This window comes from Dryocola sp. LX212 (assembly GCA_041504365.1).
GTDB lineage: Bacteria > Pseudomonadota > Gammaproteobacteria > Enterobacterales > Enterobacteriaceae > Dryocola.
The window spans coordinates 3,203,255-3,228,428 of the sequence record CP167917.1 but is presented as its reverse complement, the minus strand read 5'-3'; the positions used below and the strand labels follow the sequence as shown (position 1 = coordinate 3,228,428).

At 54.8% G+C, this 25,174-nt stretch carries 21 protein-coding genes; 17 read left to right on the top strand and 4 right to left on the bottom strand.

The genetic code is table 11. From position 1 onward, the window contains the following. The first annotated feature begins 24 nt into the window (after positions 1–24). The 5 genes from ACA108_15575 to ACA108_15555 all read left to right on the top strand — a co-directional run bounded on the left by ACA108_15575 (position 25) and on the right by ACA108_15555 (position 3,981). The gene (locus ACA108_15575; GenBank protein XEX94789.1) at positions 25–468 is read left to right on the top strand and encodes a PTS sugar transporter subunit IIA; all 444 of its coding nucleotides are present in this window, start codon (positions 25–27) and stop codon (positions 466–468) included. 81 nt (positions 469–549) lie between these two features. Continuing rightward, positions 550–822, top strand: coding sequence for a PTS sugar transporter subunit IIB (locus ACA108_15570; protein ID XEX94788.1), 273 nt, complete (start codon positions 550–552; stop codon positions 820–822). A gap of 21 nt (positions 823–843) precedes the next feature. Next, positions 844–2,223 carry a PTS ascorbate transporter subunit IIC gene (locus ACA108_15565; GenBank protein XEX94787.1) on the top strand — a complete coding sequence of 460 codons (1,380 nt, stop codon included), beginning with the start codon at positions 844–846 and terminating at the stop codon, positions 2,221–2,223. Beyond that, positions 2,223–3,059 carry a transketolase gene (locus ACA108_15560; GenBank protein XEX98128.1) on the top strand — a complete coding sequence of 279 codons (837 nt, stop codon included), beginning with the start codon at positions 2,223–2,225 and terminating at the stop codon, positions 3,057–3,059. The genes ACA108_15565 and ACA108_15560 overlap by 1 nt, the downstream gene beginning before the upstream one ends. After that, positions 3,049–3,981: a transketolase family protein gene (locus ACA108_15555; protein ID XEX94786.1), complete on the top strand. Its 933-nt coding sequence runs from the start codon at positions 3,049–3,051 to the stop codon at positions 3,979–3,981. Before ACA108_15560 ends, ACA108_15555 begins: the two co-directional genes overlap by 11 nt. Before the next feature lie 311 nt (positions 3,982–4,292). Here ACA108_15555 and pta read toward each other — a convergent pair whose 3' ends face one another. Then, positions 4,293–6,434, bottom strand: coding sequence for a phosphate acetyltransferase (gene pta / locus ACA108_15550; protein XEX94785.1), 2,142 nt, complete (start codon positions 6,432–6,434; stop codon positions 4,293–4,295). An 80-nt stretch (positions 6,435–6,514) separates the two neighbouring features. After that, the gene (ackA, locus tag ACA108_15545) at positions 6,515–7,717 is read right to left on the bottom strand and encodes an acetate kinase (GenBank protein XEX94784.1); all 1,203 of its coding nucleotides are present in this window, start codon (positions 7,715–7,717) and stop codon (positions 6,515–6,517) included. Between the two features lie 333 nt (positions 7,718–8,050). Between ackA and yfbV the strand changes: the two genes are divergently transcribed. The 4 genes from yfbV to ACA108_15525 all read left to right on the top strand — a co-directional run bounded on the left by yfbV (position 8,051) and on the right by ACA108_15525 (position 11,663). Then, positions 8,051–8,506 (top strand): terminus macrodomain insulation protein YfbV, encoded by a 456-nt coding sequence (gene yfbV, locus ACA108_15540; protein ID XEX94783.1) that lies wholly within the window; start codon positions 8,051–8,053, stop codon positions 8,504–8,506. 71 nt (positions 8,507–8,577) lie between these two features. After that, the gene (locus ACA108_15535) at positions 8,578–9,072 is read left to right on the top strand and encodes a YfbU family protein (GenBank protein ID XEX94782.1); all 495 of its coding nucleotides are present in this window, start codon (positions 8,578–8,580) and stop codon (positions 9,070–9,072) included. Then, on the top strand, positions 9,065–9,745 hold the full coding sequence (locus tag ACA108_15530) for a sugar phosphatase (protein ID XEX94781.1): 681 nt from the start codon (positions 9,065–9,067) through the stop codon (positions 9,743–9,745). Before ACA108_15535 ends, ACA108_15530 begins: the two co-directional genes overlap by 8 nt. An 85-nt stretch (positions 9,746–9,830) precedes the next feature. Then, positions 9,831–11,663, top strand: a complete 1,833-nt coding sequence (locus tag ACA108_15525) for an SLC13 family permease (protein XEX94780.1) — start codon at positions 9,831–9,833, stop codon at positions 11,661–11,663. Positions 11,664–12,046: 383 nt separating this feature from the next. On the opposite strand, the gene yfbR is transcribed toward ACA108_15525, so the two are convergent. Both yfbR and alaA read right to left on the bottom strand, forming a co-directional pair. Then, complete coding sequence (gene yfbR / locus ACA108_15520) at positions 12,047–12,646, bottom strand: 5'-deoxynucleotidase (protein ID XEX94779.1); 600 nt, start codon at positions 12,644–12,646, stop codon at positions 12,047–12,049. A gap of 84 nt (positions 12,647–12,730) precedes the next feature. Further along, positions 12,731–13,945 carry an alanine transaminase AlaA gene (gene alaA, locus ACA108_15515; GenBank protein ID XEX94778.1) on the bottom strand — a complete coding sequence of 405 codons (1,215 nt, stop codon included), beginning with the start codon at positions 13,943–13,945 and terminating at the stop codon, positions 12,731–12,733. A gap of 986 nt (positions 13,946–14,931) precedes the next feature. Here alaA and lrhA point away from each other — a divergent pair. The 8 genes from lrhA to nuoH all read left to right on the top strand — a co-directional run bounded on the left by lrhA (position 14,932) and on the right by nuoH (position 25,172). Then, positions 14,932–15,867: a transcriptional regulator LrhA gene (lrhA, locus tag ACA108_15510; GenBank protein XEX94777.1), complete on the top strand. Its 936-nt coding sequence runs from the start codon at positions 14,932–14,934 to the stop codon at positions 15,865–15,867. Positions 15,868–16,497: 630 nt separating this feature from the next. After that, positions 16,498–16,944 (top strand): NADH-quinone oxidoreductase subunit NuoA, encoded by a 447-nt coding sequence (gene nuoA, locus ACA108_15505; GenBank protein ID XEX94776.1) that lies wholly within the window; start codon positions 16,498–16,500, stop codon positions 16,942–16,944. Between the two features lie 15 nt (positions 16,945–16,959). Beyond that, positions 16,960–17,637, top strand: a complete 678-nt coding sequence (locus tag ACA108_15500) for an NADH-quinone oxidoreductase subunit B family protein (GenBank protein XEX94775.1) — start codon at positions 16,960–16,962, stop codon at positions 17,635–17,637. An 89-nt stretch (positions 17,638–17,726) separates the two neighbouring features. After that, positions 17,727–19,538 carry an NADH-quinone oxidoreductase subunit C/D gene (gene nuoC / locus ACA108_15495; GenBank protein XEX94774.1) on the top strand — a complete coding sequence of 604 codons (1,812 nt, stop codon included), beginning with the start codon at positions 17,727–17,729 and terminating at the stop codon, positions 19,536–19,538. Positions 19,539–19,540: 2 nt separating this feature from the next. Beyond that, the gene (nuoE, locus tag ACA108_15490) at positions 19,541–20,041 is read left to right on the top strand and encodes an NADH-quinone oxidoreductase subunit NuoE (GenBank protein XEX94773.1); all 501 of its coding nucleotides are present in this window, start codon (positions 19,541–19,543) and stop codon (positions 20,039–20,041) included. Next, complete coding sequence (gene nuoF / locus ACA108_15485) at positions 20,038–21,384, top strand: NADH-quinone oxidoreductase subunit NuoF (GenBank protein XEX94772.1); 1,347 nt, start codon at positions 20,038–20,040, stop codon at positions 21,382–21,384. The genes nuoE and nuoF overlap by 4 nt, the downstream gene beginning before the upstream one ends. A gap of 90 nt (positions 21,385–21,474) precedes the next feature. Further along, the gene (nuoG, locus tag ACA108_15480) at positions 21,475–24,198 is read left to right on the top strand and encodes an NADH-quinone oxidoreductase subunit NuoG (GenBank protein XEX94771.1); all 2,724 of its coding nucleotides are present in this window, start codon (positions 21,475–21,477) and stop codon (positions 24,196–24,198) included. Further along, complete coding sequence (nuoH, locus tag ACA108_15475) at positions 24,195–25,172, top strand: NADH-quinone oxidoreductase subunit NuoH (protein XEX94770.1); 978 nt, start codon at positions 24,195–24,197, stop codon at positions 25,170–25,172. The genes nuoG and nuoH overlap by 4 nt, the downstream gene beginning before the upstream one ends. The last annotated feature ends 2 nt before the right edge of the window (positions 25,173–25,174 follow it).

Sequence of the window (25,174 nt, the reverse complement as noted above, 5' to 3'; positions counted from 1 at the left end):
TTTTTAAACCAAAAGGAGGAAAGCGTGCTTAATCGCTGGTTACATGACGGCACCATCAGGGTGCTGCCGGAGGTGGAAAGCTGGAGGCAGGCGCTGGACGTTTGCGCGCGGCCCCTGCTGGACGCCGATATTATTACGACGGATTACGTTACCGCCATTAAGCAGCAGCACGGCAGGCTCGGGCCGTATTACGTGCTGGCGCCTGGGCTTGCCATGCCGCATGCCAGGCCGGAGGAGGGGGCGCAGGGGTTAGGGCTCTCTCTCCTGAAACTTGAAAAAGGGGTGAGCTTTAATTCCGAGGATAACGACCCTGTTGACCTCATAATTATGCTCGCGGCGCCGGATAGCCACAGCCATATTGAGACAATATCTGCGTTAGCTGAATTATTTTCCAGTGATGAAGATATGGCGTTACTACATAAAGCAAAAAGCGTGGAGGAGATTAAAAAAATAATCAATCGTTACTGAATTATCTTTTTAATCCTGATTTCTTACATTGCATTTGAAATGCGGTGCGGCGGTATGCATCCTGAATAAAAGGAAATAAAGATGAAAATAATGGCTATCTGCGGATCGGGTCTTGGCAGCAGTTTTATGGTCGAGATGAATATCAAAAAAGTTTTGAAAAAGTTGAATATAGACGCGGAGGTGGAGCACTCAGATTTATCTTCGGCCACGCCAGGGGCCGCCGACCTGTTTGTGATGGCAAAGGACATCGCTGAAAGTGCCAGCGTGCCGGGCGACAGGCTGGTGGTGCTGACCAGCATTATTGATATCAACGAACTGGAAGATAAGCTCGGTGCTTATTTTGCTAACCGTTAATCCTTACAGGGCGAGGTGGATATGTTTATCCTTGAAACGCTGAATTTTATTGTTGATATTCTTAAGGTGCCCGCCATCCTGGTTGGCTTAATTGCTTTGATTGGCCTGGTGGCGCAAAAGAAATCTTTTTCTGACGTGGTGAAAGGCTCAATTAAAACGGTTCTGGGCTTTATTGTTCTGGGCGGCGGGGCGACGGTATTGGTCAGCTCGTTAAATCCGCTGGGTGGCATGTTTGAACATGCTTTCAATATTCAGGGGATTATTCCTAATAACGAAGCCATCGTTTCAATTGCGCTGGAGAAATACGGCGCGTCGACCGCGCTGATTATGGCTTTCGGCATGGTCGCGAACATCATCGTCGCCCGCTTCACCAGGCTGAAGTATATCTTCCTGACCGGCCACCATACGTTTTATATGGCCTGCATGATCAGTGTGATCCTGACCGTCGCTGGCTTCGAGGGCGTAGGGCTGGTGTTTACCGGGTCGCTGATTTTGGGCCTGATCATGGCGTTCTTCCCGGCGATTGCCCAGCGCTATATGCGCCGCATTACCGGCACCGATGACATTGGCTTCGGGCATTTTGGGACCCTGGGCTACGTGCTCTCCGGCTGGATCGGCAGTAAATGCGGCAAGGGATCGCGTTCAACGGAAGAGATGAACCTGCCGAAGAACCTGAGTTTCCTGCGCGACAGCTCCATTTCTATCTCGCTGACCATGATCGTTATCTACCTGATCCTCGCCGTCTGCGCGGGAAAAGACTATGTCGAAAGCCAGCTGAGCGGTGGGCAGAACTTCCTGGTCTACTCGATTATCCAGGCGATTACCTTCGCCGCGGGTGTCTTCATCATCCTGCAGGGCGTGCGGCTGATTTTGGCGGAGATTGTCCCGGCGTTTACCGGCTTCTCTGAAAAACTGGTGCCAAACGCCCGGCCAGCGCTCGACTGCCCGGTGGTCTACCCCTACGCGCCAAACGCGGTGCTGATTGGCTTCCTGTTCAGCTTCCTCGGCGGGCTGGTGGGGCTGTTCCTGCTCGGGCAGATGAAGCTGGTGCTGATCCTGCCGGGCGTGGTGCCGCACTTCTTTACCGGGGCGACGGCGGGCGTGTTCGGTAACGCAACCGGTGGGCGCCGTGGCGCCATGCTCGGCGCCTTTGCCAACGGCCTGCTGATTACCTTCCTGCCCGTCCTGCTGCTGCCGGTACTGGGGGCGCTCGGCTTCGCCAATACCACCTTCTCGGACGCGGACTTCGGCGTGGTTGGCATCGTGCTGGGCAATCTGGCGCGCTTCGTATCGCCGGTTGGCATCACCGCGCTGGTGGTCGCGCTGTTCGCGGTGCTGGTGGGCTTCAACTATCTGGGCAAAAAGAAAGTGCAGTCTGAAAACAATGCAGAGGTGAAATGATGAGTAATCTGGCAGAGATAACGACCCTTGCGCGCCACATCCGCCTGGAAACGCTGAAGGCGTTAACGCAGCTCGGATTCGGGCACTACGGCGGCAGCATGTCGGTGGTAGAGACGCTGGCGGTGCTGTATGGCGACGTGATGCGTATCGATCCGGGCGACCCGGACTGGGCGGAGCGCGACTATTTTGTACTGTCAAAAGGCCACGCGGGCCCGGCGCTGTACAGCACGCTGGCGCTGAAAGGCTACTTCCCCGTTGAGCAGCTTTCCACGCTCAACGAGAACGGCACCAAATTACCCAGCCATCCCGATCGTCTGAAAACGCGCGGCGTGGATGCGACGACCGGCTCGCTCGGGCAGGGGATTTCGATTGCGGCGGGGATGGCGCTTTCCCACAAGCTCGGCAGGCGTAGCAACCGCGTTTTTTGTATTGTGGGCGACGGCGAGCTGAACGAGGGGCAGTGCTGGGAGGCGTTCCAGTTTATTGCCCACCATAAGCTGAACAACCTGACGGTGTTTATCGACTGGAATAAGCAGCAGCTGGACGGCGAGCTGGATGAAATTATCTGCGCCTTTGACCTGTCGGGGAAATTCATCTCGTTTGGCTTCGACGTGCAGACCGTGAAAGGCGATGACATCAGCGGCCTGCTGGCAGCAGTGAAGCCCGTGCGGGGCGAAGGCGAACGTCCGCTGGTAGTGATTCTCGACAGCATTAAAGGGCAGGGCGTGCCTTATCTCGAGCAGCTCAGCAATTCACATCATATTCGACTGACCGATTCCTCAAAACAGGCGCTTGAGCAGGCTATTGCAGAGCTGGAGGCAGCAGATGACAAATGACAGCATTGAGATGCGTAAGGTCTACGCGGGATTTGTTCAGCAGCAGATTACGGCAGTCAGCGAGATTATCGCGCTGGAAGCGGATCTGATGAGTTCGATGGCGATGGACAGCGTGCAGCGGGACTATCCTCAGCAGGTGATTAACTGCGGCATTATGGAGGCCAACGTGATTGGCGTGGCGGCGGGGCTGTCGCTCACCGGGCGCAAGCCGTTCGTTCACACCTTTACCGCATTCGCCAGCCGCCGCTGCTTCGATCAATTGTTTATGTCTTTGGACTACCAGCGCAACAACGTGAAGGTGATTGCCTCCGACGCGGGGGTAACGGCCTGTCATAACGGCGGCACGCATATGTCGTTTGAGGATATGGGCATCGTGCGCGGGCTGGCGAACTCGGTCGTGCTGGAGGTGACGGACGCGACGATGTTCAAAGATATCCTCAATCAGCTGATCACGCTGGAAGGATTTTACTGGGTACGCACCATCCGCAAGCAGGCGGTGAAGATCTACGAAGAAGGGGCGACCTTCACCATCGGCAAGGGCAACGTGCTGCGCGACGGCGAGGACGTTACGCTTATCGCCAACGGCATTATGGTCGCCGAAGCGCTGAAGGCGGCGGACATGCTGGCGGTGCAGGGCGTGAAGGCGGCGGTGATTGATATGTTCACCCTCAAGCCCATCGATCGCATGTTGGTGAAGAACTACGCGGAAAAAACCGGGCGCATCGTGACCTGTGAAAACCACAGTATTCACAACGGGCTGGGTTCAGCGGTGGCGGAGGTCTTAGTGGAAACTTGTCCGGTACCGATGAGGCGGGTAGGGGTGAAAGAACGCTATGGCCAGGTGGGAACCCAGGACTATTTGCAGAAGGTGTACGGCCTGACGGCGGACGATATCGTTAAGGCCGCGCGAGAACTGCTTTAGCTTTTTCGGTGGATGGCGCTGGCGCTTATCCACCCTACGGAACTTTATGGCGGATGAGGCCGAAAGATTTTTAGGTCGGTAAACCTGCGTCATCCGACACTGCCAATAAAAAAGGCCGCTTTCGCGGCCTTTCAGACTGATGATAAACCTAAAGCGAATGAGTTTCGAAAAGATCTCACCGAATAATTAACAAGGAAAATCAATTCATTGATTTTCGCCTGCTTATCACAAAGAAGGAAAAACCACGCTTTTTCCTTTTTTGTTAGCAATCTAAAGGCCGCTTTCGCGGCCTTTTTGCTCATCAACGAAACTTAGTCCTGCTGGGAGGACTGGATCGCCGTCAGCGCGATGGTGTAAACGATATCGTCTACCAGTGCGCCACGGGACAGGTCGTTGACCGGCTTGCGCATGCCCTGCAGCATTGGCCCGATGGAGATCAGGTCTGCTGAACGCTGCACCGCCTTGTAAGTGGTGTTACCGGTGTTCAGGTCCGGGAAGATGAACACAGTGGCACGACCCGCAACCGGGGAGTTTGGCGCTTTGGACTTCGCAACGTCTGCCATCACGGCGGCGTCGTACTGCAGCGGACCGTCGATCATCAGGTCAGGACGTTTTTCCTGGGCCAGACGAGTCGCTTCACGCACTTTCTCTACGTCGCTACCTGCACCAGAGGTACCGGTAGAGTAGGAGAGCATCGCTACGCGTGGCTCGATGCCGAATGCAGCAGCGGAATCCGCAGACTGAATGGCGATCTCTGCCAGCTGCTCAGCGGTTGGATCCGGGTTGATCGCGCAGTCGCCGTAAACGTAAACCTGATCAGGCAGCAGCATGAAGAACACGGAGGAAACCAGCGAGCTGCCCGGTGCAGTTTTGATCAGCTGCAGCGGTGGGCGGATGGTGTTCGCGGTGGTGTGCACCGCACCGGAAACCAGGCCGTCAACTTCGTCCTGCTCCAGCATCAGCGTGCCGAGTACGACGTTGTCTTCCAGCTGCTCGCGAGCAACGGCTTCGTTCATACCTTTGTTCTTACGCAGCTCAACCAGGCGGGGAATGTAGCTTTCGCGAACCACTTCCGGGTCAACGATTTCGATGCCTGCGCCCAGCTCAACGCCCTGCGCCGCAGCAACACGGGCGATTTCATCCGGGTTACCCAGCAGCACACAGGTCGCGATACCGCGTTCAGCGCAAATAGCGGCTGCTTTCACGGTACGCGGCTCGTCGCCTTCCGGCAGCACAACGCGCTTGCCGGCTTTACGGGCCAGTTCGGTCAGCTGATAGCGGAACGCCGGTGGAGACAGGCGACGGCTGCGCTCGGAGGTGGCGGTCAGGGATTCGATCCAGCTGCTGTCGATGTGGCTTGCCACATATTCCTGCACTTTCTCGATGCGCTGATGGTCGTCGGTCGGGACTTCCAGATTGAAGCTCTGCAGACTCAGGGAGGTCTGCCAGGTATTGGTATCAACCATGAACAGCGGCAGGCCGGTGGCAAAGGCACGTTCGCAGAGTTTGGTGATGCGCGGGTCCATTTCGTAGCCGCCGGTTAGCAGGATGGCACCGATTTCAACGCCGTTCATTGCGGCCAGACAGGCTGCAACCAGCACATCCGGACGGTCTGCGGAGGTCACCAGCAGTGAACCAGGGCGGAAGTGCTCCAGCATGTGCGGAATGCTGCGCGCACAGAAGGTCACGGACTTCACGCGGCGGGTTTTGATGTCGCCTTCGTTGATCACGGTTGCGTTCAGGTGGCGAGCCATGTCGATTGCGCGGGTAGCAATCAGCTCGAAGCTCCACGGTACGCAGCCCAGCACCGGCAGCGGGCTGTCGGCAAAGAGCTCTTTCGGATCGATGTTTGCGATGCTCGCTTTGGTGGAGTCATCGAAAATCTCGGACAGATCCGGACGGGTGCGACCCTGCTCATCAACCGGCGCGTTCAGCTTGTTGATGATAACGCCGGTGATGCTGGTGTTTTTGCTGCCGCCGAAGCTGCTGCGCGCCAGTTCGATACGCTCTTTCATCTGTTCCGGGGTGTTGTTGCCCAGGGACATCACGAAGACGATTTCAGCGTTCAGGGTTTTGGCGATTTCGTAGTTCAGGGACTGGGCAAACTCGTGCTTACGAGTCGGCACCAGACCTTCAACCAGCACCACTTCCGCATCTTTGCTGCTGGCGTGGTAGTTGGCGATGATCTCTTCCATCAGCACGTCCAGCTGGTTGCTGGAGAGCAGCGATTCAACGTGGGACATGTGCAGCGGCTCGGCCGCAGGGATGGCGGAGTTAGCACGCACGATGCTGGTGGTCTGGTCTGGCGTATCGCCGCCGGTACGCGGCTGGGCAATAGGCTTGAAGACGCTAAGGCGAACGCCTTTCTGTTCCATAGCACGGATAACGCCCAGGCTGACGCTGGTCAGGCCGACGCTGGTTCCGGTAGGGATCAACATAATAGTACGGGACACGGGATAACCTCTTTGTTGCACAAGCGTGGCTTGTGAGACTCAGAAAACAACCCCGCCAGCTAAGGCTGGCGGCGGGAGAATCAGGCTGTCAGGCGAGATGCATCCTGAGCGATAACCAGCTCTTCGTTGGTCGGAATGACCATCGCCGGGCGGGTACCCTCTTTGTTGATGTAGCCGGACTTGCCGAAGCGAGCGGCCAGGTTGCGTTCGTGGTCAACTTCAAAGCCCAGAACGCCCAGTTTGCCCAGAGACAGTTCACGTACCATTGCCGCGTTTTCACCGATACCACCGGTGAACACAACCGCGTCCAGACGACCGTCCATCAGCGCGGTGTAAGAACCGATGTATTTTGCCAGGCGGTGGCAGTAAACGTCCATTGCACGCTTAGCGTCAGCTTTGGTTTCGTAGTTATCTTCAACATAACGGCAGTCGCTGGTGACTTCGGTCAGGCCCAGCAGGCCGGACTCTTTGGTCAGCATTTTGTTGATATCTTCAACGCTCATGCCCAGGGCATCGTGCAGATGGAAGATGATTGCCGGGTCGATGTCACCAGAACGGGTGCCCATAACCAGACCTTCCAGCGGGGTCAGACCCATAGAAGTATCAACACATTCGCCGTTACGAATAGCTGAAACGGAGCCGCCGTTGCCCAGGTGGCAAGTGATGATGTTCACTTCTTCCACCGGCTTGTTCAGCATTTTGGCCGCTTCCTGAGTCACATAGAAGTGGCTGGTGCCGTGTGCGCCGTAGCGACGAACGCCGTGCTCTTTGTACAGTTTGTACGGCAGGGCGTAGAGGTAAGATTCTTCCGGCATGGTCTGGTGGAACGCGGTGTCGAACACGGCAACGTTTTTATCAGCCAGTTTAGGGAAGGATTTCAGCGCTTCAGCGATACCGATCAGGTGCGCCGGGTTATGCAGCGGTGCAAAAGAGGCGGAATCTTTGATACCCTGAATCACAGAGTCGTCGATAACGACGGAGCTGGTGTACTTTTCGCCGCCGTGGACGATACGGTGGCCGATTGCGGTCAGTTGCTCGGACAACTCTGGTTTTTGTGCCAGAATGGTATTAACCATATAGCTAAGAGCTTCACTGTGAGCGGCGCCTGCACCTAAAGCCGCTTCTTGTTTACCGCCATCCATTTTCCACTTGATACGTGCTTCAGGAAGATGGAAACATTCGGCTAAACCAGAGAGGTACTCATCACCGTTTAATGCATCAATGATTGCGAATTTCAGTGAGGAGCTACCGCAGTTAAGAACCAGTACTAACTTACTCGACATGGAAGTACCTACTTTTACGTGGCTAAAAAAACGTCAGATAGTCTCTCAGCGTAGCGCATGAAGAGGCTGACATTTATGATTAACGTCATGCCAAAGTGGTTTTTCTGGCATGGCGAAGAGAGTCTCTTGAGTTTACGCCATTTTGCGCATTTTTTCGGCAAAGGCGAATAGAGTGATAATTTGACAGGTGCGGGTTTCCCGGCTACGACCATCAAAAGCCGGCACAGGATAACCTCCGCGGCCCGTAAAGACAAAAGATTTTGAATTATGTCATATAGAGTTGTTGTCTTGCACAATAATTTTATTTTTTATATGTGAAGTTGAGGTAAAGCCATGTCGACACCCCAGAAAACCCACATAAGCTGGTTCAGCCTTTTTGGTCGTGGCCAGCATTATTCAAAGACCTGGCCCGTGGATAAACGCCTCGCCCCAATCTTTGTCGAAAACCGCGTGATCCGCGCCACCCGCTTTGCGATCCGCTTTATGCCTCCGCTCGCCATCTTCACATTGACCTGGCAGATCGCCCTTGGCGGCCAGCTTGGCCCCGCCGTAGCAACCGCACTTTTTGCCTGTAGCCTGCCGATGCAGGGGCTATGGTGGCTGGGCAAACGCTCCGTGACTCCACTGCCGCCAACCCTTCTAGGCTGGTACTACGAAGTGCGCGGCAAGCTTGAAGAAGCCGGGCAGGCGCTGGCCCCCGTCGAAGGAAAGCCGGACTATCAGGCGTTAGCTGACGTGCTTAAACGTGCCTTTAATCAGCTGGATAAAACTTTCCTCGATGATTTGTAAAAGCAGGGCGATTACGCATATAAAGGAAGGCATACTTTTAGCGGGACTTTTACCGTAACAGGAGCTTAAAAATGGAAATGACTCACGCCCAGCGTCTGATTTTATCTAATCAGTACAAAATGATGACCATGCTGGATCCGGACAACGCCGAGCGTTATCGCCGCCTGCAAACGATTATTGAGCGTGGCTACGGCCTGCAAATGCGCGAGCTGGATCGCGAGTTTGGTCAGCTGACCGAAGAGACCTGCCGCACGGTTATCGACATTATGGAGATGTACCACGCGCTCCACGTTTCGTGGGCCAACCTGAAAGACAGTCAGAACATTGACGAGCGCCGCGTGACTTTCCTGGGCTTTGACGCCGCTACCGAAGCGCGCTTCCTGGGCTACGTGCGCTTTATGGTTAACATTGAAGGCCGCTACGCTCACTTTGATGCGGGTACGCACGGATTTAACGCCCAGACCCCAATGTGGGAAAAATACCAACGCATGCTGAAAGTGTGGCAGTCATGCCCGCGTCAGTATCACTTGAGTGCGAACGAAATCGCGCAGATTATCAATGCCTGAGGACAGACGTGTGGTGAAGTGTAAAGGTTTCCTGTTTGATTTGGACGGTACGCTGGTGGACTCCCTGCCAGCCGTTGAGCGCGCATGGATGAACTGGGCGAAGCGATTTGATATTTCGTCTCAGGAGGTGCTGGGCTTTATCCACGGTAAGCAAGCGATAACTTCACTGCGCCACTTCATGGCGGGGGCCTCTGAAGAAGAGATCCAGCAGGAGTTTCTGCGCCTGGAGAAAATCGAATCCGAAGACACCGACGGCGTCACGGCGCTGCCGGGGGCGGCAGCGCTGCTGGCGCATCTTAATGAAGTGGGCATTCCCTGGGCCATAGTCACCTCTGGTTCGGTGCCGGTTGCCGCCGCGCGCCGCCTGGCGGGCGGGCTGCCGGAGCCGGAAGTTTTCGTCACCGCAGAACGTGTGGCGCGCGGTAAGCCGGAGCCGGATGCCTATCTGCTGGGGGCGCAGCTGCTGGGCCTTGAGCCAGAAGAGTGCGTCGTGGTGGAAGATGCTCCGGCGGGGATTTTGTCCGGTCTGGCGGCGGGCTGCCATGTGATCGCGGTGAACGCGCCTGGCGACACGCCTCGCCTGGAACACGTTGACTACGCGCTGAAATCACTGACCGAGCTGTTGATACAGAAAATGCCGGACGGCAGCGTCGAAGTTCTAAGAAAACACTGATCCCATGATTTAACCCCGCACCGGCGGGGTTTTTTTATGGCATGCTCAGCGCATTCGGTTAATTTTCGGAAAACAAGGACGCGTTTTGAGTTCGGAATTGATTTGGGTCTTATCGCTGTTAGGCATTGCCGTCGTGCTGTTCGCTACCGGCAAGGTTCGGATGGACGCGATCGCGCTGCTGGTGATTATCGCCTTCGTGCTTAGCGGCACGCTCACGCTCAGCGAAGCTTTTTCCGGCTTCAGCGACCCTAACGTTATTCTGATTGCCGCCCTCTTTATTCTCGGCGACGGCCTGGTGCGCACCGGCGTGGCAACCAAGATGGGATCCTGGCTGGTCAGCGCCGCGGGCAGCAGCGAAACGAAAATGCTGGTCCTGCTGATGTTAACCGTTGCCGGACTGGGGGCCTTTATGAGCTCCACCGGCGTCGTCGCCATTTTTATCCCCGTTGTACTCAGCGTCTCCATGCGCATGAAGATCTCCCCGTCGCGGCTGATGATGCCGCTAAGCTTCGCTGGCCTTATCAGCGGCATGATGACGCTGGTCGCCACGCCGCCTAACCTGGTTATCAATAGTGAATTGCTGCGCGAAGGGTTGCACGGCTTCAATTTCTTTAGCGTCACGCCAATCGGTCTTGTCGTGCTGGTGCTCGGTATCGTTTATATGCTGTTCGCGCGGTTCGCCCTTAAGGGCCAGAACAAGGAAGACGGCAGGGCGGGATGGAAGCGGCGCACGTTTCGCGACCTTATAAAAGAGTATCGCCTGACCGGACGCGCTCGTCGCCTGGCTATCCGCCCCGGCTCACCGATGGTGGGCCACCGCCTGGATGATTTAAAACTGCGCGAGCGTTACGGGGCCAACGTGATTGGCCTGGAGCGCTGGCGTAAATTCCGTCGGGTGATCGTCAACGTTACCGGGGTAACGGAGTTCCGCGCCCGCGACGTGCTGCTGATTGATATGTCCTCCTCGGATGTGGATCTCAGGGAGTTTTGCACCCAGCAGATGCTGGAGCCTATGGTGCTGCGTGGAGACTACTTCTCTGACCAGGCGCTGGATGTTGGCATGGCGGAAGTGTCGATGATCCCGGATTCAGAACTTATCGGCCAGACGCTGCGAGAAATCGGCTTTCGTACCCGCTACGGGCTGAACGTGGTAGGCCTTAAGCGCAGCGGCGAGGCGCTGGAAGGCGTGCTGGTGGATGAGGCTCTTCAGCTGGGGGATATTCTGCTGGTGGTGGGGGACTGGAAGCTTATCAGCCAGCTGAACCAGAAAAGCCGCGATTTCCTGGTGTTAAACCTGCCGGTAGAGGAAGGGGAAGCCTCTCCTGCCCACAGTCAGGCCCCGCACGCCATCTTCTGCCTGGCCTTGATGGTGGCGCTGATGCTGACTGATGAAGTTCCCAACCCCATCGCGGCCATTATCGCCTGCCTGCTGATGGGTAAATTCCGCTGTATCGACATGGAAAGCGCCTATAAAGCCATTCACTGGCCGAGCATCATCCTGATCGTTGGCATGATGCCGTTTGCGCTGGCGCTGCAGAAAACCGGCGGGGTGGATTTAATCGTCAGCGGGTTAATGTCATTCGGAGGCGGTTACGGGCCGTACATCATGCTGGTGTGCCTGTTCGTGATGTGTGCGGCTATCGGGCTGTTTATCTCTAATACCGCAACGGCCGTATTAATGGCGCCGATTGCTCTGGCTGCCGCAAAAACAATGGGCGTGTCCCCTTATCCGTTTGCGATGATTGTGGCGCTTGCCGCTTCCGCCGCGTTCATGACGCCTGTTTCTTCCCCGGTCAATACGCTGGTGCTGGGACCGGGGAACTACAAGTTCAGCGACTTCGTAAAGCTGGGCGTACCTTTCACGGTGATTGTGATGGTGGTAAGCGTTGTGATGGTGCCGATGCTGTTCCCCTTTTAATTAAATAATTATAGCCGGGGTCTCTATATCTTCAGCCAGGATAGCTGAGACTAGCGCTTACCCACAATGCCTTCCCGCAAATTAATAAAGCGATCTTAGCCGCCGCCGTGATGGTTTTATATAAAATAACAGCCACAGAAAAGTAAAATCTAAAATCAGTATAAAACTTCCCAATGCAATTGGAATTTCAGTAAAATATGCGTACAAATTGCGTTTAAACGTGATGGCAACGATGTAGTGCTGGACATTCCCAGCACCGATTCACAACTCTCTCTGGGTTAACGGTGTCTGGAGGGGGCGGTTCATTTTGTGGATATCCTGCGTCCCCCCAGTTAACACTAACCGATTTACCAAGTGGCAACCGTCAACTTTAAATAAACCCTCTAAAGCGGTGAATCCTGGCTTATTTCATCCAGCGAAAGCTGAAAGCTCGGCACAAACACATTCATGAAGTAATCCATCTCTTCGCTATGCCGGTCGGCCAGCGTTTTTTCCAGACGGCCCTTCGCCAGCAGAAACTCGTTGTTCCCGGCGGACAGCTCTTCGAGGCATTTCAGATAGGCGCAAAGCGCGTCGGCCTGCTTCACTATCGCTTTCTCTTCTTCGCTGCACTGATGTTCATCAATCAGCGGCGCCCAGATATCCCTCAGCTCCTGCGGCACCATATCGATAAGCTTCTGCTGGGCTATTTTTTCAATCGCTTTGTACTCATGGGCAATCTGGGAATTAAAGTATTTCACCGGGGTGGGCAGATCGCCGGTCAGGACTTCGCTGGCGTCGTGGTACATCGCCAGCAGCGCAATACGCTCGGCGTTCACGCTGCCGTTGAACTTACGGTTTTTGATCGCCGCCAGGGCATGAGCAACCATTGCCACCTGCAGGCTGTGCTCCGAGACGTTTTCGGTGCGCACGTTGCGCATCAGCGGCCAGCGATTAATGAGTTTCAGGCGGGAGAGATGGGCGAAGAAATGACTTTGACTCATGGGATCACCGAATTATGCGTAGGGCGGGTAAGCAGAGCGTCACCCGCCGGTAAGAGGGTGGATGACCACCCTGCGTGATTCAGACTACTGGTGGTAATGCCCCAGGAAACGCCCAAATTTGTTGATGGACATCTCCAGGTCATCCACGCGCGGCAGCGTGACGATACGCACATGGTCCGGCCACGGCCAGTTGAACGCCGAGCCCTGTACCAGCAGCACTTTTTCCTGCAGCAGGAAATCCAGCACCATTTTCTGGTCGTCGTGGATGTTAAACCGTTTGGCATCGATTTTTGGGAACATATACAGCGCGCCGCGCGGTTTCACGCACGAAACGCCGGGAATATCGTTGATTAGCTCCCATGCCCGATTGCGCTGCTCGTAAAGACGCCCGCCGGGCACGATAAATTCGCTGATGCTCTGATAGCCCCCCAGCGCGGTCTGAATCGCATGCTGTGCGGGCACGTTGGCGCAAAGACGCATCGAGGCCAGCATCTCCAGCCCTTCAATATAGCCTTTTGCGTGCTTCTTCGGCCCGCTCAACACCATCCAGCCCTGGCGGAAGCCCGCGACACGATAGGTCTTGGACAGCCCGTTGAAGGTAATGGTCAGCAGGTCCGGCGCCAGCGTGGCGATGGAGATGTGCTCTGCTTCGTCGTAAAGGATTTTGTCGTAAATCTCATCGGCGAAGATGATCAGGTTGTGCTGGCGCGCCAGCTCAACGATCTCCATCAGCAGCTCTTTCGAATAGACTGCCCCGGTTGGGTTATTCGGGTTGATGATTACGATGCCGCGGGTACGGGGAGTGATTTTAGCGCGGATATCGTCGAGGTCCGGGAACCAGTCTGCGGATTCATCACAAAGATAGTGAACCGCTTTACCGCCGGAAAGAGACACGGCGGCGGTCCACAGCGGGTAGTCCGGGGCCGGAACCAGCATTTCGTCGCCGCTGTTCAGCAGCGCCTGCATCGACTGGACGATGAGTTCGGACACGCCGTTACCGATGTAGATATCTTCGACGGTTACATCACGCATACCGCGGGCCTGGTAATGCTGCATGATAGCCTTGCGCGCGGAGTACAGCCCTTTCGAATCGCAGTATCCTTGCGCGGTCGGAAGGTTGCGGATCACATCGACAAGGATTTCATCCGGGGCGTCAAAACCGAACGGCGCCGGGTTGCCGATGTTCAGCTTAAGCACTTTATGGCCTTCTTCTTCCAGGCGTTTTGCCTCTTTGAGAACCGGACCGCGAATGTCGTAACAGACGTTATCTAATTTGCTGGATTTTTCGATAGGGGACATGAACCTTCGACCTTAAATGTGAGCGTTACTTCCTGCCGTGGAAGCAACCAGGCTCCAATGTACTCCTGCAGGCTCGAGATTTGAAGCGAGGCGAGGTGGGAAGTTGCGCATGTTTGCACTCCTTAGTAAGTTGAAAATCTAGCTAAAAAAAAACTTAGCTAGTCTTTTATTTTTGAAATTTAATTTTATACAGCGTAATTATCTGGGTTATGGCTTTTAGTATGATTTTATCTACTGCTGTTCTCGAACTTTCATAGAGTAGCTGTTCCCAGCTGTAACATTATTGAACAATGCATAAGGAAAAATGAATGTTCATGCACTAGGGTGAATAGCAAACTTCAGGCGTTAAGAAGATGTTTATAATCTTAATCCAGGATGTAATTAATATATGCATGAGTAATAGTTAAGGTGAATTTATTATAGCGCGTGACAAAATCACTCTACGTTAAGAATAAACTGACTGGGTGGAAGTGAAAAAAAGAGAATGAGATCAGATAATTCGCATGTTACCTTATAAGTTGTGTTGATTTGCGGTAAGATACCCCTGGAATAAGGTCGTTACATTACCTCATTTCGGATTATCCCCTGTGTTACTGGTTGTTCACTGATGTCTCGTTGTTTCTGCGCCCATGCTTGCGCCGCTAGTCTCCAGGCCGGGTTTCACGTACTGCGTTTCTTACCGGTGCCAGGAATAATTAAAATCATTCCTGTAGAGAGTTTACAAATATTACGATTTTTGAATTAAACCTACTGGTACGACGAGACGATTATTTGTATGTTGTATTCGTCAGTGCAATATCCCGCGTTGATTTTCTCAAAATAGAGAAGACGCAGCGGTAATAAAAATTACTTGTCAGAACGACTGAACCCAATGGCAGTAAAACCCTCAGGATCCGTTCTGTAAATGGAATTGCTTTATCTATTTGATAAATCACAGCAATAGAACAAGGGCAGACTCGTAAGAGCAACCTACTAGTGAAAAAATTATGATTAACGCAAATCGTCCGATCCTTAATCTCGACCTCGATCTGTTGAGGACTTTTGTTGCGGTTGCCGATCTGAACACCTTTGCGGCCGCTGCCGCAGCAGTACGCCGCACGCAGTCCGCCGTCAGCCAGCAGATGCAGCGCCTTGAGCAACTGGTAGGAAAAGAACTCTTTGCGCGTCATGGGCGTAACAAACTTTTGACGGAGCACGGTATTCAGCTGCTGGGCTATGCGCGGAAAATTCTTCGTTTTAACGATGAAGCCTGTTCGTCTTTAATGTTCAGTAATCTGCAGGGCGTGCTAACAATCGGCGCATCAGACGAAACCGCAGACACGATTTTACCTTTCCTGCTTAATCGGGTGAGTTCGGTCTATCCGAAGCTGGCGCTGGATGTGCGTGTCAAGCGTAACCCCTTTATGATTGAAATGCTGAACCAGCAGGAAGTTGATTTAGTCGTCACAACTTCCAGGCCTGCGCATTTTGACTCAATCGTGCTGCGCACCTCGCCTACATTATGGTACTGCGCGGCGGATTACGTTTTCCAGAAAGGGGAGGCCGTACCTCTGGTGCTGCTGGACGACCCAAGTCCCTATCGCGACATGATGCTTGAACATCTTAACGCTGAACGCATTCCGTGGCGGATATCTTATGTCGCTTCCACGCTTGCCGCCGTAAGAGCGGCTGTTAAAGCTGGTCTGGGGATCACCGCGCGGCCGGTGGAGATGATGAGCCCTGAACTTCGCGTGCTGGGTGCTACAGATGGTCTGCCTGCGATGCCCGATACCCGCTATCTGCTTTGTCGCGATCCGAACACCAACAACGAGATGGCGCAGGCAATCTTCAGCGCGATGGAAACCAGCCCGAACCCCTATCATTATCCAGCTAGTCCGGAAGAGGGCAGCGATCCGCTGCTGGTTGAGCGCGATACTGAATAGTTTTAGGGATTAGTTGGTAACAAATTGTTAGCTGTATAAAACGGGCCGCTGGGTCAAATTTTTCTTCCGACCGCCTATTTTTTATCTAAACGTGCGATTATTTAATTATAATAAATATAAATAATAATAAAAACAAGAAGTTGTTATTAAGTTGTGCTTCTTTCCACAAATGCCATTTGACAAATTCTGAGTCGCAGTAATTGTTAAAAAACGGGCGGCAATGTTGCTCCTTTAAGCTTCGAATTAACAAAAGCGTGTCTCAGATCAAGAAAATACTCCCTCTTAGGGGGAGGAATAGTTGTGATTTCCTGCCAAAATAGAGGTGCTGCACATTTTTCCGCGCCTTACGGACACGATTCACCTACAGTTAAAACTGATTGATAATTCGGTTAAATCGAGTATTAGGCATTAAATGTTAATGAATCGGCGTCGATGTAAATTAATGTGTGGATACTTTTGTTAAAGTTGACAAAAGGTTATAGAAAGGAGTAAAAAACCCCATCAATTTGCTGGTGAATTTCTGTTTTCCGGTAGTTATTGTAGGTTTATTTGTTCCTCCCCATGAATCGATGTGGTGTTCATCTGCCAGCCAAGAGCAGAGGTTTTAGCGCCACTTTTGATGAGTAAGCAATGAGTATGTCAACAACCACTGAAGTTATCGCTCATCACTGGGCGTTCGCTGTCTTTCTTATTGTTGCCGTTGGCCTGTGTTGCGTAATGCTGCTCGGGGCATGGTTCCTGGGCGGGAGAGCCAAGGGCCGGCACAAGAATACCCCCTTCGAGTCAGGTATTGACTCCGTTGGTACCGCGCGTTTACGCCTTTCCGCTAAGTTTTACCTGGTGGCCATGTTCTTCGTTATCTTCGACGTGGAAGCCCTGTATCTCTATGCGTGGTCTACTTCCATTCGGGAAAGTGGCTGGATTGGTTTCGCGGAAGCCGCAATTTTCATTTTAGTGCTACTGGCTGGTCTGGTGTATCTGGTGCGTATTGGCGCGCTCGATTGGACTCCTGCGCGTTCGCGCCGTGAGCAAATCAACCCGGAAACCGACAGTCTCACTAACCGTCATACGCAGTAACAGCGAGGCAATAAGATGGACTATACGCTCACCCGCATAGACCCCAACAACGGTGAGAATGACCGTTATCCCCTGCAAAAACAGGAAATCGTTACCGATCCACTGGACGCAGAAATTAACCGTAGCGTGTACATGGGCAAGCTCGAGCATGCCATGCACGACATGGTTAACTGGGGACGTAAAAACTCAATTTGGCCATATAACTTTGGCCTTTCTTGCTGCTACGTAGAGATGGTGACCTCGTTTACCGCCGTGCATGACGTGGCCCGTTTTGGTGCAGAAGTACTGCGTGCGTCTCCTCGTCAGGCTGACCTGATGGTTATCGCCGGGACCTGCTTCACCAAAATGGCACCGGTTATTCAGCGCCTTTACGACCAGATGCTTGAGCCAAAATGGGTAATCTCCATGGGTGCCTGCGCCAACTCAGGCGGCATGTACGACATCTACTCCGTCGTGCAGGGCGTGGATAAATTCCTGCCGGTTGACGTCTACATCCCGGGCTGCCCGCCGCGTCCCGAAGCCTATATGCAGGCGCTGATGCTGCTGCAGGAATCGATTGGTAAAGAGCGCCGCCCGCTGTCGTGGGTTGTTGGCGATCAGGGCGTTTATCGCGCCAACATGCAGTCCGAGCGCGAGCGTAAGCGCGGCGAGCGAATTGCTGTGACCAATCTGAGGTCGCCAGACGAGATTTAATTTGCGCCTGTAGCCAGCAAACACTGCTTCGCATATCAATAATATTAGCGCGGAGCCGCTGGCCGACAGTCACCACAGAACCATTTGCAATGGTGAGAAATATGACCGATTTAACAGCGCAAGACGCCGCCCTGCCAGCTTTGCAGACAAGGGATCATCTCGATGACCCGGTAATTGGCGAACTGCGTAACCGTTTTGGGCCGGATGCCTTCAGCGTTCAGCCAACCCGCACCGGGGTCCCGGTGGTTTGGGTCAAGCGTGAACAGCTACTGGAAGTAATCGATTTCCTGAAAAGATTGCCGAAACCTTATGTCATGTTGTTCGACTTACATGGCATGGACGAGCGTCTCAGAACTCACCGCGACGGTTTACCGGCCGCGGATTTTTCCGTTTTCTACCACCTGATTTCTATCGATCGCAACCGCGACATCATGCTCAAGGTGGCCTTCTCAGAAAACGATCTGAACGTGCCGACAATCACCAAACTCTTCCCGAACGCCAACTGGTACGAGCGTGAAACCTGGGAAATGTTTGGCATCACCTTTACCGGCCACCCGCACCTGACGCGCATCATGATGCCGCCAACGTGGGAAGGACACCCGCTGCGTAAAGACTACCCGGCTCGCGCCACCGAATTCGATCCGTTTGAGTTAACCAAACAGAAAGAAGATCTGGAAATGGAAGCGCTGACCTTCAAGCCTGAAGACTGGGGCATGAAGCGCAGCAGCGAGCATGAAGACTTCATGTTCCTGAACCTGGGGCCAAACCACCCGTCCGCGCACGGTGCGTTCCGCATCATCCTTCAGCTCGACGGTGAAGAGATTGTCGACTGCGTACCGGATATCGGCTACCACCACCGTGGCGCTGAGAAAATGGGCGAGCGCCAGTCCTGGCACAGCTACATTCCGTACACCGACCGTATCGAGTATCTCGGCGGCTGCGTGAACGAAATGCCATACGTGCTGGCCGTTGAGAAACTAGCGGGCATCAAGGTGCCTGAACGCGTTGACGTCATCCGCGTCATGCTCTCCGAGCTGTTCCGTATCAACAGCCACCTGCTATATATCTCCACGTTCATTCAGGACGTTGGGGCGATGACGCCGGTGTTCTTTGCGTTTACCGACCGTCAGAAAATCTACGATCTGGTTGAAGCGATTACCGGCTTCCGTATGCACCCGGCTTGGTTCCGTATCGGCGGTGTGGCACACGACCTGCCGAACGGCTGGGAGCGCCTGCTGAAAGAGTTCCTCGAGTGGATGCCGAAGCGTCTGGATTCCTACGAGAAAGCCGCGCTGCGTAACACCATTCTGAAAGGCCGTTCCCAGGGCGTTGCCGCTTACGGCAAGAAAGAAGCGCTGGAGTGGGGCACCACCGGTGCTGGCCTGCGCGCCACCGGTATCGACTTCGATATTCGTAAAGCCCGCCCTTACTCTGGCTATGAAAACTTCGACTTCGAAATCCCGGTCGGCGGTGGCGTGAGCGACTGTTACACCCGCGTGATGCTGAAGGTAGAAGAGTTGCGCCAGAGCCTGCGTATTCTTGACCAGTGCCTGAAAAACATGCCTGCTGGCCCGTTCAAGGCGGATCACCCGCTCACCACGCCGCCGCCGAAAGAGCGCACGCTACAGCATATCGAGACCCTGATTACTCACTTCTTGCAGGTTTCCTGGGGCCCGGTTATGCCGGCCAACGAATCCTTCCAGATGATTGAGGCAACCAAGGGGATTAACAGTTACTACCTGACCAGCGACGGCAGCACCATGAGCTACCGTACCCGTATTCGTACCCCGAGCTTTGCGCACCTGCAGCAAATCCCGGCGGCGATCCGCGGCAGCCTGGTTTCTGACCTGATTGTCTATCTGGGTAGTATCGATTTTGTCATGTCAGATGTGGACCGCTAACTATGCACGAGAATCAACAACCACAAACCGAAGCTTTCGAGCTGAGTGCGGCTGAGCGTGAAGCGATCGAGCACGAAAAACACCATTATGAAGATGCTCGCGCCGCGTCCATCGAAGCGCTGAAGATCGTTCAGAAGCAGCGTGGCTGGGTGCCGGACGGGGCAATTTACGCCATCGCTGACGTGCTGGGCATTCCTGCCAGCGACGTCGAAGGCGTTGCCACCTTCTACAGCCAGATATTCCGCCAGCCGGTGGGCCGTCATGTTATTCGCTACTGCGACAGCGTGGTTTGCCACATCACAGGTTACCAGGGCATTCAGTCCGCTATCGAAGCGAAGCTGAATATCAAACCGGGCCAGACCACGTTTGATGGTCGCTTTACCCTGCTGCCGACCTGCTGTCTGGGCAACTGCGACAAAGGGCCGACCATGATGATTGATGATGATACTCACAGCCATCTGACGCCGGAAGCGATCCCTGACCTGCTGGAGCAGTATAAATGAAGACGATTATTCGTACTGCCGAAACCCATCCGCTGACCTGGCGGTTGCGCGATGACAAACAGCCGGTATGGCTGGATGAATATCGCAGCAAAAACGGTTATGAAGGTGCGCGTAAAGCATTAACCGGTATGGCGCCGGACGACATCGTTAACGCCGTAAAAGACGCGGGCCTGAAGGGCCGCGGCGGCGCGGGCTTCTCCACTGGTCTGAAGTGGAGCCTGATGCCGAAAGACGAATCCATGAACATCCGTTACCTGCTGTGTAACGCCGATGAAATGGAGCCGGGCACCTATAAAGACCGCCTGCTGATGGAACAGCTGCCGCACCTGCTGGTGGAAGGCATGCTGATTTCCGCATTCGCACTGAAAGCTTATCGCGGCTACATCTTCCTGCGCGGGGAATACATTGAAGCGGCAGTAAACCTGCGCCGTGCAATCGCAGAAGCGACCGAAGCGGGCCTGCTTGGTAAAAATATTCTCGGGTCTGGTTTTGATTTTGAGCTGATCGTGCACACCGGTGCCGGGCGTTATATCTGCGGTGAAGAAACCGCGCTGATTAACTCCCTGGAAGGCCGCCGCGCGAACCCACGTTCAAAACCACCTTTCCCTGCTTCAAGCGGCGTCTGGGGCAAACCAACCTGCGTCAACAACGTTGAAACGCTGTGTAACGTCCCGGCGATTCTGGCGGATGGCGTTGAGTGGTATCAGGGCATTGGCGGCGGGCTTAGCAAAGACGCCGGCACCAAGCTGATGGGCTTCTCAGGCCGCGTGAAAAATCCAGGCGTCTGGGAATTACCGTTCGGGACTACCGCACGTGAAATCCTGGAAGACTATGCTGGCGGCATGCGCGACGGCCTGAAATTCAAAGCCTGGCAGCCGGGTGGGGCAGGGACAGACTTCCTGACCGAATCTCACCTCGACCTGCCGATGGAGTTTGAAAGCATCGGTAAAGCGGGCAGCCGTCTGGGTACGGCGCTGGCGATGGCCGTGGACCATGAAATTGGCATGGTGCCGCTGGTGCGTAACCTGGAAGAGTTCTTTGCCCGTGAATCCTGCGGCTGGTGTACACCCTGCCGTGACGGCCTGCCGTGGAGCGTAAAAATTCTGCGTGCGCTGGAGCGTGGCGAAGGCCAGCCTGGGGATATCGAAACGCTCGAGCAGCTGTGCCGTTTCCTCGGTCCGGGTAAAACCTTCTGTGCACACGCGCCGGGCGCGGTTGAGCCATTGCAGAGTGCGATTAAATATTTCCGCGAAGAATTCGAAGCAGGCATTGCCAAACAGGATCTCGGGAATCTGCGTGCCATCGGTGGCATTCAGCCGAACCTGTTAAAAACGCGCTGGTGATATTTTTCCCTGCGGCTTGCCGCGAGGAATTGCACAAGAATTTTTGATTAACGCCTGAGGTTACTCAGGCCAACTGGAAGCATGCTGACTATGGCTACGATTCATGTAGACGGCAAAGAATATGAGGTCAATGGGGCCGACAACCTGCTAGAGGCTTGTCTCTCCCTTGGACTCGATATTCCTTATTTTTGCTGGCACCCGGCGCTGGGCAGCGTCGGTGCTTGCCGCCAGTGTGCGGTGAAGCAATATCAGAACGCAGAAGATACCCGTGGTCGCCTGGTGATGTCCTGTATGACACCGGCTTCAGACGGTACGTTCATCTCTATTGATGACGGCGAAGCGAAGCAGTTCCGTGAGAGCGTTGTGGAGTGGCTGATGACCAACCACCCGCACGACTGTCCGGTCTGTGAAGAGGGCGGCAACTGCCACCTGCAGGATATGACTGTAATGACGGGGCATAGCTTCCGTCGCTATCGTTTCACCAAGCGTACGCACCGCAATCAGGATCTCGGCCCGTTCATCTCTCACGAAATGAACCGCTGTATCGCCTGCTACCGCTGCGTGCGTTACTACAAAGATTATGCAGACGGCAAAGATCTGGGCGTCTATGGCGCTCACGACAACGTCTACTTCGGTCGCCCGGAAGACGGCACGCTGGAAAGCGAGTTCTCCGGCAACCTGGTAGAGATTTGCCCGACCGGCGTTTTCACCGACAAAACCCACTCCGAGCGCTACAACCGTAAGTGGGATATGCAGTTCGCACCGAGCATCTGTCAGCAGTGCTCATTGGGTTGTAATACAAGCCCAGGCGAACGTTACGGTGAACTGCGTCGTATCGAAAACCGCTACAACGGTACGGTCAACCACTACTTCCTGTGTGACCGCGGTCGTTTCGGCTATGGCTACGTGAACCTGAAAGACCGTCCACGTCAGCCAATTCAGCGCCGTGGCGACGATCTGATCGCCCTGAACGCCGAGCAGGCGATGCAGGGCGCGGCAGATATTCTACGCCAGTCGAAGAAGGTTATCGGTATCGGCTCCCCGCGTGCCAGCGTTGAAAGCAACTTCGCGCTGCGTGAGCTGGTGGGTGCTGCCAACTTCTATACCGGCATTGCGGCAGGAGAGCAGGCTCGCCTGCAGCTGATGCTTAAAGTGCTGCGCGAAAGCGGAGTTCACACTCCTGCGCTGCGTGAAATCGAATCCTACGATGCGGTACTGATTCTGGGTGAGGATGTCACTCAGACCGGTGCTCGCGCCGCGCTGGCAATTCGTCAGGCAGTGAAAGGCAAAGCGCGCGAGATGGCAGCGGCACAAAAAGTGGCTGACTGGCAGATTGCAGCAATCATGAACATTGGCCAGCACGCGAAACATCCGCTGTTTGTCACCAACGTGGATAACACCCGCCTGGATGACATCGCAGCATGGACCTACCGCGCACCAGTTGAAGATCAGGCCCGCCTGGGCTTCGCGATTGCCAACGCGCTGGACAGCAACTCCCCGGCAGTTGAACTGGATCGCGACCTGAAAAACAAGGTCGACGTGATTGTTCAGGCGCTGGCGGGTGCGAAGAAACCTCTTATCGTCTCCGGGACTAACTCCGGCAGCGAAGCGGTGATTCAGGCTGCGGCGAACGTTGCGAAAGCGCTGAAAGGTCGCGGTGCCGAAGTGGGTATCACTATGATTGCCCGCGCCGTGAACAGCGTTGGCCTGGGCATGATTGGCGGCGGCTCTCTTGAAGAGGCGCTGAGCGAGCTGGAAAGCGGCGCGGCCGATGCGGTTGTGGTGCTGGAAAACGATCTTCACCGTCATGCTTCAGCCGCTCGCGTTGATGCTGCATTGTCTAAAGCACCGCTGGTGCTGGTTATCGATCATCAGCGCACGGCGATCATGGACAAAGCGCATCTGGTGTTGTCCACCGCAAGCTTCGCGGAGAGCGACGGCACGGTCGTTAACAACGAAGGTCGCGCCCAGCGTTTCTTCCAGGTTTACGACCCGTCCTACTATGACAAAAACGTGGCGATGCTTGAAAGCTGGCGCTGGCTGCACTCTCTGCACAGCACCGTGCTGAGCCGTGAAGTGGACTGGACGCAGCTTGATCACGTTATCGATGCCTGCGTGAAAGCGCTACCGCAGCTGGCCGGTATCAAAGATGCCGCGCCGGATGCAAGCTTCCGTATACGCGGTCAGAAACTGGCTCGTTCTCCTATCCGCTCAAGCGGTCGTACGGCAATGCGCGCTAATATCAGCGTACATGAGCCGCGTCAGCCGCATGATAAAGACACGATGTTCGCCTTCTCTATGGAAGGGAACAACAGCCCGCTGGCCGACCGTCAGCAGATCCCGTTTGCATGGGCACCAGGCTGGAACTCACCGCAAGCATGGAACAAATTCCAGGCCGAAGTGGGCGGCAAGCTGCGCCACGGCGATCCGGGCGTGCGTCTGATTGAAGCAGCGGACACGGGTATCGATTTCTTCGCAACGGTCCCGGAAAGCTTCCAGGCAGAAGAAGGCAAATGGCGTATCGCGCCGTACTACCACCTGTTCGGTAGCGACGAGATGTCCCAGCGTTCTCCTGTCTTCCAGAGCCGCATGGTCACACCACACATTACTCTTAACCCGGCAGACGCCGCGAAGCTTGGCGTCAACGCCGGTCAGCTGATCTCCTTCAGCTACGAAGGCCAGACGCTAAGCCTGCCGCTGCAGCTGTCCGAAGGGCTGGTAGCAGGGCAGGTTGGTCTGCCAATGGGCATGCCTGGCATTGCCCCGGTACTGGCCGGTGCCCGTCTTGAAAATCTGCAGGAGGCTGCGCAATGAGTTGGTTAACACCGGATGTTATCGACATTCTGCTTACCATCCTCAAAGCGGTGGTTATCCTGCTGGTTGTCGTCACCTGCGGCGCGTTCATGAGTTTCGGTGAACGTCGTCTGCTCGGTCTGTTCCAGAACCGTTATGGACCAAACCGCGTTGGCTGGGGCGGTTCGCTCCAGCTGGTTGCCGACATGATCAAGATGTTCTTTAAAGAGGACTGGATCCCGCGCTTCTCGGATCGCGTGATCTTTACTCTGGCACCGATGATCGCCTTCACCTCGCTGCTGCTGGCCTTTGCTATCGTGCCGGTTAGCCCGAGCTGGGTAGTTGCGGATCTGAACATCGGCATCCTGTTCTTCCTGATGATGGCAGGCCTCGCGGTTTACGCCGTGCTGTTCGCGGGCTGGTCAAGTAACAACAAATACTCCCTGCTGGGCGCAATGCGTGCATCCGCGCAGACGCTGAGCTACGAAGTGTTCCTTGGTCTTTCCCTGATGGGCGTGGTTGCTCAGGCGGGGTCGTTCAATATGGGCGATATCGTCAACAACCAGGCGCACCTGTGGAACGTCATCCCGCAGTTCTTCGGCTTTGTGACCTTTGCGATTGCGGGCGTGGCGGTATGTCACCGTCACCCGTTTGACCAACCGGAAGCCGAGCAGGAACTGGCCGATGGCTACCACATTGAATATTCCGGGATGAAATTCGGTCTGTTCTTCGTGGGTGAATACATCGGTATCGTCACCGTCTCCGCTATGATTGTGACGCTGTTCTTTGGTGGCTGGAATGGCCCGTGGTTACCACCGTTCATCTGGTTCGCGCTGAAAACCGCGTTCTTCATGATGATGTTCATTTTGATTCGCGCAGCGCTGCCTCGTCCTCGTTATGACCAGGTGATGTCGTTCGGCTGGAAAATCTGCCTGCCGCTGACGCTTGTCAACTTGCTGGTGACCGCCGCGGTCATTCTCTATCAGGCACCATAAGG